This window comes from Candidatus Syntrophosphaera sp., from assembly GCA_019429425.1.
In the GTDB taxonomy this organism is placed as follows: Bacteria; Cloacimonadota; Cloacimonadia; order Cloacimonadales; family Cloacimonadaceae; genus Syntrophosphaera.
The window spans coordinates 1-11,260 of the sequence record JAHYIU010000080.1 but is presented as its reverse complement, the minus strand read 5'-3'; the positions used below and the strand labels follow the sequence as shown (position 1 = coordinate 11,260).

At 52.2% G+C, this 11,260-nt stretch carries 8 protein-coding genes; 6 read left to right on the top strand and 2 right to left on the bottom strand.

What is annotated here, in order from left to right:
* Positions 1-393 (top strand): DMT family transporter (locus K0B87_08030; protein ID MBW6514688.1); only part of this gene is annotated, 393 nt, incomplete at its 5' end.
* Positions 394-762: 369 nt separating this feature from the next.
* Here K0B87_08030 and dinB read toward each other — a convergent pair.
* Positions 763-1,830, bottom strand: coding sequence for a DNA polymerase IV (gene dinB, locus K0B87_08025; protein MBW6514687.1), 1,068 nt, complete (start codon positions 1,828-1,830; stop codon positions 763-765).
* A gap of 166 nt (positions 1,831-1,996) precedes the next feature.
* Here dinB and K0B87_08020 point away from each other — a divergent pair, with 166 nt between their 5' ends.
* Both K0B87_08020 and K0B87_08015 read left to right on the top strand, forming a co-directional pair.
* Positions 1,997-2,794: a hypothetical protein gene (locus K0B87_08020; GenBank protein MBW6514686.1), complete on the top strand. Its 798-nt coding sequence runs from the start codon at positions 1,997-1,999 to the stop codon at positions 2,792-2,794.
* Between the two features lie 163 nt (positions 2,795-2,957).
* Positions 2,958-4,199, top strand: coding sequence for an OFA family MFS transporter (locus K0B87_08015; protein MBW6514685.1), 1,242 nt, complete (start codon positions 2,958-2,960; stop codon positions 4,197-4,199).
* Positions 4,200-4,286: 87 nt separating this feature from the next.
* Here the strand turns inward: K0B87_08015 and htpG are convergent, their stop codons facing one another.
* Positions 4,287-6,302: a molecular chaperone HtpG gene (gene htpG / locus K0B87_08010; GenBank protein MBW6514684.1), complete on the bottom strand. Its 2,016-nt coding sequence runs from the start codon at positions 6,300-6,302 to the stop codon at positions 4,287-4,289.
* 208 nt (positions 6,303-6,510) lie between these two features.
* On the opposite strand from htpG, the gene trxA reads away from it, so the two are divergent.
* From trxA to K0B87_07995, 3 genes are all read left to right on the top strand, one after another.
* Positions 6,511-6,822, top strand: coding sequence for a thioredoxin (gene trxA, locus K0B87_08005; GenBank protein MBW6514683.1), 312 nt, complete (start codon positions 6,511-6,513; stop codon positions 6,820-6,822).
* A gap of 34 nt (positions 6,823-6,856) precedes the next feature.
* Positions 6,857-7,762, top strand: a complete 906-nt coding sequence (locus tag K0B87_08000; GenBank protein ID MBW6514682.1) for a lysophospholipid acyltransferase family protein — start codon at positions 6,857-6,859, stop codon at positions 7,760-7,762.
* A 136-nt stretch (positions 7,763-7,898) separates the two neighbouring features.
* Positions 7,899-11,260 (top strand): protein kinase (locus tag K0B87_07995; protein MBW6514681.1); only part of this gene is annotated, 3,362 nt, incomplete at its 3' end.

Below are 11,260 nucleotides of genomic sequence, written 5' to 3'. Positions count from 1 at the left end.
ATCCTGAACATGAAAGACAAGCGCCCCGCGGAGAGCAAACTGCTGCTAAATTTCCTGGTGGGAACTCTGGCCACCGCGCTTTACGCCCTGCTCCGGGGAAAACTCAATCCCGCCGGCCTCTTCACCCCCTCCGCCTCGATCGCCTGGGGGATCCTGGGCGCCCTCTACGTGGGCGTTTTCGAGATGGGCTTCACCTTCATCCTCTGGCAAAAAGCCCTGGAAAAAAGCTCCAATACCGCCGCCGTCTCCAACCTCATCTTCCTCACACCCTTCATCTCGCTGGTTTTCATCGCCCTCATCCTCCGCGAAAGCATCCACCCCGCCACCCTCATCGGCCTGTTCATCATCATCGCCAGCAACTTCTGGCAAAAAACTGGGGCCAGAACCCCGTAGCAGCATACTCCGATCCTCAGTTTCTTGGCCTAATTACGGGATTGGTGCTTGCAGAGCTTTGGAAAGCTCTGGCTAGAAAAAACTCAGAGGCAGGGGATTCCGATCCTCCGCATTTTATATCCAGTCATATTTCTTGCTCCGCCCTCCTGATCATTACGCTATCAATACGGACTCATTACGGACTTTGTCCGTAATGAGTCCGTATTGACACCGTATTGATAAGGGGAGCCACAGGAGTGCGTATTAAGGAAATGTATGGACATCAATATGTTATGGCACCTGTATGAGCGTAAACCCGCAATATGGTAATTATCGCATAACTATCAATTACTTATGGATCTACATAGAGATAATGCAAAACTGACATGATCAAACCGGGATCTCCAGTTGCTCGCAGCCATCCCTGGACCCCAGGTCCAGCCTGCCCACCCCCACTCCCAGCAGCCTGACATTACGGTTTTCCTCCCAATTGGCGATGAGGAGTTTTTGGGCATACTCGAAGATGACGCTTTTATCGGCTGTGGGCTCCGGCAGATGGCAGGACCGGGTGATGTATTCAAAGTTGTCATACTTGAGCTTAAGCACCAGATTTCTTCCGAGGATGGACTTGAAAGACATGCGGTTGACCAGCCTGTCCACCAGTTCCCGCAATTCGCCAAGCAGTTCTTCGATGTCGCCGAGGTCCTCGTGGAAGGTGCTTTCGCAGCTTACGGACTTGGGCTCGGAATCAATGACCACCTCGCGATCGTCTATGCCCCGCACCACCTGGTAGTAATAGACCCCGGTCTTGCCGAACTGGCGGATCAGTTCCCTGAGCTCGCGGTTGAAAAGATCTTCTCCGTTGAGGATCCCCAGCTTGCGCATCCGGGCTGCCGTGACCCGGCCGATGCCGTGGAATTTTTCGATGGGCAGGGCGAAGAGGATCCGGCTCGCGTTCTCCGGCGTGATTACGCACAATCCGTCCGGCTTGTTGAGTTCAGAGCCGAGTTTGGCCAGGAACTTGTTGAAAGAAACTCCGGCAGAGCAGGTTAGCCTGGTAACGGACAGAATATCAGCCTTGATTTGCCTGGCAATCTGTTCGGCGTCTGGTTCGCCGAGCTTGTTTTCGGTCACGTCCAGATAGGCCTCATCCAGGGACAACGGCTCCACAAGGTCCGTGTAGCAATGAAAGATCCGGCGGATCTGCTCCGAAACCTCTTTATAGAGATGAAAGTGGGAATGCACGAAGATTCCCTCGGGGCAGAGCTTCCAGGCTTGATGCGAACTCATCCCGCTGTGAACACCGAATTTACGCGCTTCGTAGGAACAGGTGGAAACCACCCCCCGGCTGTTGGGAGAACCGCCAACGATCACGCATTTCCCCTTCAAAGCGGGATTTTCCCGGATCTCGATGGCGGCGAAATAGGCGTCCATATCGATGTGGATAATCTTCTTCATGCTTCCAGGCAAGCCGGGGCCGGGCAAAAGTCAAGTGTTTTTTTTCACGGCGATATTATCCGCAAAACAGATGCAGGTACGGGTCAGAATCATTGAGGGGATTTTTTTCTTGACATTATTTTCCGTTCCGGATTTGCTTGTTTTAAATACGAAAAGGGAGGATATCGTGAAAATATCAGGTATCTTTTTCGCCATTGTGATAATCGCCTTCCTGCTGCCATTCATGGTGGTCAGATGCGGTGAACAGGACATTGCCTCGATCTCCGGGCTGAAGATGGCCACCGGCGGCAAGGTCGAGCTCAAGGCCATGGAAGACATGACCAAAGGCCTGGCCGATGCCATGCAAATTGTGGCCCCGGAAGCTGAGGCTGATGGGGAAGCCACGGAAGCTGAGGAAGCCGAGACCCGGCCCATGAAACCAAGTTTTCTGGCCATCATCGCGCTCTTGGCCGCGATCGCCGGATTGGTGACCGCCCTGATCATGGACCAGCGTTCCTTCATCGTGCCCCTGGTGTTGGCTATAATCGGTTTTCTGGCCCTGCTCCTCGTCAGAGGCGGCGTAACCAAGCAGGTGATCGGTTCAGCCGGCGGCGAGTTGGCCGGTTTGATAACCATCAAAATGCAGTTCGGCTATTACCTGGCCCTGTTCAGTTTCCTGGTGGCAGGCATTTTGGCTTTCCTGGCCGGCCGAAAAACTCCCTTGCTGACCCAGGAACAGATATCCAACGTCATCCCGGATAAGATGGAAAACGCCTTTGACAAGGCCAAAGACACCGTGACCCAGGCCGGGACAAGCGTTGCCGGTGCCGTCGGCGGCGCTTACGATAAGCTTAAAGACAAGATCGAAGACGCTGATCTGGACGAGAAATACGGCCACGCTGTCGAAGACGCCAACGAGAAGGTGGAAGAAACCGTCGAGAAGGTCAAAGACACTACCGGCCCGGAAGCAGACAAACCCGAATAGGCAATACACCCGAAAATCATAGATGTTTGAAACGGAGACCTGGCCCGAACAAGCCGGGTCTCCCCCATTTGCAAAGAATCCCTCAGGCAGATGTTGCGAAACGGAATCTTGATGATTGATGCATTGTGCCCGGGGAAAGAACGGAGCTAACCGGAGAACCTGAATGACCGACAAGAATCCGATCTGGAGAGCACGCTGGAAAGTCGTTTGGGGCGGTTTTCTGGTTGCCATGGTCGGAGGCCTTTCCTATTCCTGGGGCGTTTTCGTCGAGCCGATGCAAAGCCAGTTCGGCTGGACCAAAAGCGATGCCACATTGCCCCTCTCGGTGTTCATGGTGGTGTTTGCCGTGATGATGATCCCCGGGGGCAAGCTGCAGGAAAAACTGGGCTTGCGCAAACAGCTCAGGATCGGAGCCCTGCTATTCCTGATCGCCTATCTGCTCAGCGCTTTGGTCCATTTCACCGTCAGTAAATGGTGGCTGGTCTTTTCCTACGGCGTGGTGGGCGGAATCGCTTGCGGGGTCACCTATTCCTGCATCGCGCCGCCGATCCGGCGCTGGTTTCCCGACCATCCGGGCCTGGCCGTTTCGCTGGGTGTCATGGGCTTTGGGCTGGCTTCATTCTTTTTCGCCCCGTTCAAGGCCAAGGTCGCCCTGCCGCTGTTCGGCATCTTCGGAACCTTCATCCTGCTTGCGGTCATAACCTTTGCCGTGCTCTGGTACGCCTCCCGGCTGGTGCGGTTTCCCGACGAAGACTGGTTCACCCACCTCTTCGGAACGATGCACCTCACAGGCCAAACCAGCAGCATCCTGGAGGACGTGCATCCCCGGCAGATGCTGAAGGAAAAACTTTTCTGGTTCACCTGGCTGTCGTTCTTGATGGTGGTCTTCGGCAGCCTGATGATCATCGGGATCCTGCCCTCCTTCGGCAAGGAGGTGTTGAATCTCGATCCGCTGCAAGCCGCAATACCCCTGTCATTCTTCGCCCTGACCAACGGCGTGAGCCGGCCCCTGGCCGGGATCCTGAGCGACAAGATCGGCGCCTTGCAACTGATGGTGATGGTCTATGTGCTGCAGACCGCCGTGTTCCTGATCCTGCCTTTTTACATCAACACCCTGGCCCTGCTCAATCTTGCCGGCATCGTCCTGGGAATTGGCATCGGGGTCACGCTGGCCCTGTTTCCGGTGCTGGCCTCTGAGTTTTTCGGCGTGATGCATCTGGGAGTGAACTATGGCCTGCTCTTTTCCGCCTATGGCTTTGGGGCTTTAGCAATCCCCACCGGGGCTTATCTGCATGGCTTGACCAACAGCTATACGACCCCGCTGCTGCTGGCCGGGGTGATGTCCGGCATCGGGACCCTGCTGCTGGCCTGCATTCTGCTCTTTATTCGGAAAAGGCCGCACTGATCCTAACATCCAGTTGGTTTGTAAAAGGGGCGACCGAAATCGCCCCGCTTACCTCACTATTCAGTAGGAGTTCAAATAACTTCTTGCCTATAGATAATTGAGGATCTTGTTGGCCTTGCCGAGAAAGTTTTTCAGCTCCTCCCCGCTGAAGGCTTTCTGTTCCAGCAGGGAAAGGTCGTGAATGTAGGAGCAGAGGGTTTCCACTTCCTCCTTCCTTCCCGAGGCGTCCAGTTCCAAAATCTTTTTGATCACGGGATTTTCCTGGTTGACCACCAGGGTGTGGAATTTGAGCATGTCCGAGCTTTGGTTGCGCATCACCAGGTCCATGTCGTGCCAGCGGCGCATGTATTCGCTGAAGACGATCATGGAGGGGATGTCCGGAGATTTCAGGCTTTTCACCTCGACCTTGAGCTCCGTGTAGACATGGTCGAAAAGGTCTTTTAACGCTTCCGGGCCAAGTTCCTCCCGCGCGGCGAAGGGAATCTCGTAGGGCTTGATGATGGTCTGTTCGCCTTGCTGGATCAGGTGGGGAGTAAGGACCGTCGCGGCCTTGGGGTGCTTTTTGAGGTATTCGGCATAGCTGTCCTTGCTGAAAGAAGCTTCAAGCGGCTGGTTCAGGGCCTTGTAAAAGATCTCCTTGAGCTTGTCTGAATCGGCCCGGTTTTCCAAGTCGACCAGTTCCTGGTTGTCCTGATTCACCAAAAGATTGTTCAATTCGCTGTCGACGCTCATGAATTCGATGTTTTCCAGCTTGGCTTCCAACTGCTGGTAAAGATGGGTGTCCAGGGGCGAGGTTTGGAAGATGACCTCGATGCCCTGCTCTTTCATCAGGCTGAGGTAGCTGACCTGGGTGTCTTCCCCGGAGGCGTACCAGATCCTACTTTTGCCCTCGGCTGCGTGGTTGCGGGCTTTGTATTCCTCGATAGTCACATAATCGCCGCTGGCGGATTTGAAGATCACCATGTCCTGCATCGCAGTGAAGAAATCATCCTCTTTCAGCAGGCCGAACTTGATGAAGGTATTGATGTCCTCCCAGTATTGCTCATACTTCTTGCGGTCGGACTTGAATGTCTCGGCAAAGTGGTCGGCCACCTTTTTGACAATGTATTTGCTGATCTTTTGCACCTGGGCGTCATTCTGCAAAAAGCTGCGTGAAACATTGAGCGGAATTTCCGGAATGTCGATCCCGCCTTTGAGCAGCAGCAGGAATTCCGGGATCAAATCCTCGAGGTTGTCCGCGACAAACACGTTGTTGCAGAAGAGTTTCACCTGTCCCTTGAAGAACTCCGGCTCATTGCGGAGTTTGGGGAAATAGAGGATACCGCGCAGGTTGAAGGGGAAATCCACATTGAGGTGGATCCAGAACACCGGATCGTGATAATCGTGCCAGACATTCTTGTAAAACTCGATGTATTCCTCATCAGTGACATCCATGGGCTTGCGGTTCCAGAGCGCTTCCTGCTGGTTGACCTGTTTGTCCTTGAACATGATCGGCCAGCTCATGAAATTGCAATAGCGTTCCAGGATCTCCCTCACTTTGCTTTCTTCGGCATATTCCCCGGAGTCTTCATTGAGGTAAACCGTGATCGTGGTCCCGATCTCGGCGCGCTTTCCGGCCTTCATTTTGTATTCAGTGCTGCCGTCACACTCCCAAAAGGCCGGAACGCTGTCTGGAGCGCTGGAAAGCGAATCTATCGTCACCTTCTCCGCGACCATGAAGCTGGAATAGAAGCCCAAGCCAAAGTGGCCAATTATATTGCTCTGGACGTCCTTGAACTTTGAGATGAACTCCTCAGCGCCGGAAAAGGCGATCTGATTGATGTATTTTTTTATCTCATCGGCACTCATGCCGATGCCGGTGTCGGAGACCTCGATCGTACGCTTTTTCGCGTCCAGCTTGACCTCGATCTTCATGTCCTCAGCCTTGAAACCCGGATCGGCATACCTGCGCTTGTTGATCGCGTCCACCGCGTTGGAGATAAGTTCCCGCAGGAAGATGTCATGCTGCGAGTAAAGCCATTTCTTGATGATGGGAAAGATGTTCTCGGTGTGGATGCTGAGAGAACCTTTCTCGGTCTTCTTTTCAGTTTTGTTATCGGGCATTGTTTTCTCCTTGTTTGATGCACATCTATGGTATAAGATACGCGTAGCGGGAAATTTGTCAAGATAAATTGGCAATCATGGCTTGGGACTGCTAATTTAACTCCCCGCATTCTGTGGCCCCAGCGGTGCCTCCACAGCTGACAAATGAATTTGCATCCAGCGCCAAGGCGTTTAGATTATGGGTACTACAACTATCAGGAGAATTGAAATGATCAAGGAATTGGATAATACAAACTTTGACGCTGAGATAGCCAATGGTACCGTGCTGGTGGATTTCTGGGCCGCATGGTGCGGTCCCTGCAGGATGATCGCGCCCACCATCGATCAATTGGCCAGGGAAAATCCTGAGATTAAATTCGCCAAACTGAACGTGGATGAGCATCCCGAAGTGGCTTCCAAACACGGAGTAATGAGCATTCCCACCCTGCTGTTCTTTGTCGATGGCGTCCTGAAAGACACCACGATCGGAGTGGTCCCCAAAGCTGTGCTGGAAAAAAAACTGGAAGCCCTGAAAGCTTGAAGCCGAACACCGAACTTCACATCCGGTACAAAATTTGAAACGGAATGACCTCACCAACAGGATAGAGTACATCCTGTTCCGCTTCGTGCTTTGGAAGCTGAGGCTTATCCCCTACACCTGGGGAAAATGGCTGATCACCTCCTTGTTCCTGTGGATAGGCTACGGCCTTGGCATTAGGCGCAAGACTGCCGACCTCCATCTGCGCATGGTCTATCCGGACATGAAGGCCGCCGAGCGCAAAGCCTTGCTGAAGAAGATCTACTACAATATGGGACTCACCAGTGCTGAGATCTATCTGCTCAAGGAAGAAAAACTGATCGCCAACACCAGCATTAGTGGAAAACCCCATGTGCACAAAGCGCTATCCTTGGGCAGGGGCGCGATCCTGGCCACTGCCCATCTGGGAAATTGGGAGGCAGCCCGGCTTTTGCCTTTGTTCTCGATACCCCTCTCGGTTGTGGTCAAGAAACAGCACAATCCCTATTTTGACGCCTACAATGCTGCCATCCGCATCCGCCAGGGAGTGTCTTTGATCGACTTTCGCCGCGGCTTGCGGGACATCCTGACCCATTTGAACAAGAATGAAATGGTGGCCATCCTGGCGGACCAGAATGCCGGCAGTTCCGGTCTGGTGCTCGATTTCATGGGCTACCCGGCCTCCCATTACAAAGGCGTGGCCAAGATCTCGCTGCGTTACAAGGTGCCCATCGTGCCGGGTTTTGCCATTCGCACCAAAGAAGGCGGGATCAAGATCTCCTTTGAGACGATGATCTATCATCCGGAACTGGATGACACAGAAGAAAACTACGCTTTCATCCTCAAGAAACTGAACGCCATCATCGAAGAGCAGATCAACCGTTACCCGGAACAGTGGTTTTGGGTCCATAAACGCTGGAAAGCGACCGGCGCGATGAGATCCGGCCGCTCAGATCCGGATTGACGCCCCTTTGGCCCCCGGACCAAGTGGTGGGAGTATCCAACCCCTCTCCGGCCAATGTTGCGGATCAGCGAAAGTTTTGAGTTGACAATCCAGGCCGCTGTGTAATAAGGGATTTACAACCTGTTGGGAGACCGAGATGTTTATAGACCATAGATATGAGGTGCTGGAAAGCCTTGGCTCCGGTTCCTGGGCAAATGTATACAAGGTCCGTGACGTTAGATCGGACAGCATCTATACCCTGAAACTCTTTCAATACCTCTCTTCGGAGGAGCTTTACAAGCACTTCAAGCCACGGGACATGCACCATATCACCAAGATCGAGCATCCCAATCTCAACCATGTTGTGGATTTCGGCCATGTTGGCGACCATATCTATTTCATCAGCGAGTTCTTTGATGGCGTGGGCCTGAACAACTTCCGCTTCTCCAAGTCCAGGGTCAACCAACTGTACAGCATCATCGTCCAGATCTGCTATGCATTGAACGCCTTACACACTCAAAACATAATGCATAAGGACCTCAAGCCTGAGAACATACTTTATAAAGCACATGGTAACACATTGGATGTCAAGCTTATAGACTATGGCTTTTCCCGGCTTGAGCTTGACAAGGACACCCAATATGTGTCTGGCACATTGCCTTATATTGCTCCGGAGATATACTTGGGCAAACCGGTGGGCTTTTCCAGCGATTTCTATTCGTTGGGCGTATTGATCTATCGCTTGACGACAGGCAGTTTCCCTTTCACCTTGGAGCAGATAAACGCGCTGCGCAGCGGCAGCCAGCAGTATTTCATCCCCATCTTCCCTTCAGAATTGAACCCCAACATCCCCCTCCAACTGGAAAAACTATGTTTGCGCCTGTTGGAGCGCAATCCCGACAACCGGTTCCAGAGCAGCGAAGAGATCATCAATTACATCAACCGCACCTCAGGCCGGGAGTATCAGTTTTCGGTATCCTGGTCCCTGGTCAATTCAATGCAGTTCAACAGCTATACCGTGCGGGAAAACATCGCGGCTGAGATACTGGACTATCTGCCCCAGGTCGAATCCGGCAACGGCAAGATCATCTCTGTGGTTGGGGGTGAAGGCCTGGGCAAAGACAGCATCCTTTCCCTCTTCCGTTATCACATCCTGCGCGGGTCCTATTTCATTTTTGATTACAACTGCACCCGCACCGAGCATGAGGCTTTTTTCGCCCTAATCAAAGAATATCTGCAATCGCTCACTCCGGAAGAGATCGAACATGACCATTCGCTGAACAAGATCTCTGAGAAGATGCGGCGTTATTTGTTCATGTCCGAGCAGGCTGCCAAGGGCCTCACTCAGACCCAGGAAGACCTGAGGGCGGATTTTGAATTTGCCAAAGCCCTGTTGATCGAGCTTTCGGTCCGCAAGCCGGTGATCTTCATCGTCAGGAACATCCAACACGTTCACCGCTATACGATTGATTTCATCAATTTCATCTCGGAAGCGGTGGTCAAGCACCGGATCATGGTGTTGATGAGCTGCACCGAATTCAACAAGGTGAGCCAGATCGACCACACCATCCTGATCAACATCCCCATGTTCGAGCCCGGCGAAACCTTATCCTATATCCGCAAACTCATGAACACAGAAGTACCCGAGGATTTTTGCCTTCTGGTTCACAAACGCTCGTCGGGCAATCCATATTTCGTAAGGGAGATTTTGATCGACCTCACCCTGAGGAAAAAGATTGTCTTTGACACCGAATTCAGTTATCCGGCCAACCTTGATGAATACACTCTGCCCAGCCGCCTGGTCCACTCCATCTATTCCAGAATGAGCCATCTCACCGCGTCCAGTTACAAGCAGCTGCAAAAGCTGGCCGTTGTGCAGACTCCCATCTCCAGGGACCTGATCCGCTATATCTGCAAAGTGCCCGACAATGAGCTCTACAGCCTGCTCAACGAGGGAAAATACAACGAGATCCTTGAAAAAAGCGGAAATCACTATCATTTTACCTTCCCTGAAGCCAAGGATAGGTTTTTCTTGGAATGTTCGGCCAAACAGCAGAAACTGGTGTCATTGAGGGTGATCAAATACTATCAAGGTAAAAAACTGACCGATCAGCAAACCTGCAAGGGAATCATCAGCAATGCCCGTATCGCAGGTGATGCGCTAATTGAGCGTAGCTATCTGCTGCTTCTGGTTGAGCTGCTGCTTGAGGATTACTCTCAGGAGAAGGCCTATGCAGCGCTTGCCGAGGCTTTGAATATCGATTTCCGGCCTGACCTGAACATAAGTTTGGAAGAGAAAACCAAAGATCTGCTGCTATTCCACCAACTGACAGAAACTACGGGCTCCTTTGCCACGGCGGAATTAATCTGGAATAATCAGCGCGAAATACCTGAGAACTTTGCCAAACACCTACTGCTGGGAACCTTGAAATTACTGTCTGAGGATTTAAAAAACGCTCTCAAGCATTTCTTGAAAGCCGAGACCCTGGCCTCAAATACTGAAGATAAGGTCAGCGCCATCCTCTATCAGGCCAGGATCCATTCTTATTCCTCCCTTCCTAAGATGAAAATCTGCCTAGACAAGGTCGCGGCCGAAGAACTACCTCTGGCCCTGAGGATCGGTTACATAAACTTATTGGCACTATATCACTTCCGCAACAAGGACCATGACCCGGCTATCAGAACTGTGGAGGAGTTCATATCCCAGCTGCCGCCCAACCAGGATTCCGAGATCATGATCAGGCTCGCTTCCCTGCATAACGAATTGGGCGAATTCTACAGCGTGCAGAAAAATGTTACGGAAGCTGACGAGCATTTTGGCATTGCCCTGAGCATCTGGAAAAGGTACAACATCAGGCGCCATCTGGGCTGGATCCACAATAACATCTCAGACCTTTACCTCAAACAGGGGTTCACGGTGTTGGCAGAAAAACATTCCGAGCAAGCGCTGCGGTATTCCCTGGCCAAAGAGCAGATCCTTTCTCAGGCCCGGGCTTTGCTCAATCAGGGGGAAGGAAAGATCAAGATGGGCGAGTTTGAGGAAGCGGAACATAAGCTGTTGGAGGCCAGAGACCTGATTTTGCAGATCGACGCTAAAAGCTATCTTGATTCGGTGAAAAGAAACCTGGCGCTGGCCAAGAGCAAGATCATCGGCTTCGGCCACTATTACAAATTCATTACCGACAACGAGCCCAAACTGATTGAAGGGTCCGTTCCGGAGATCAATCCGCTGGTCAAGACCTATTTCTACTATCTTAGCGAGATGCACAACCCCAAAAAGCTGCGGCGTTTAATCAGAAAAAACGCACAAATTGATTTCGCTCTGAGCCACGAACAGGAATTCTACCACAATGTCCTCAGCCTCCTGGCCATTTCGGAAAAGGACTTTGAAACGGCCTTGAAAGAGCTTAAACTGGCCATGCAATTCGCCGGCGAGATCAACAACCACTATGCCATGGCCGTGTTCAACGTTTTACAGGTAGTTTGCCATTATGGCCTGCAGGACTATGCCCGGGCCCG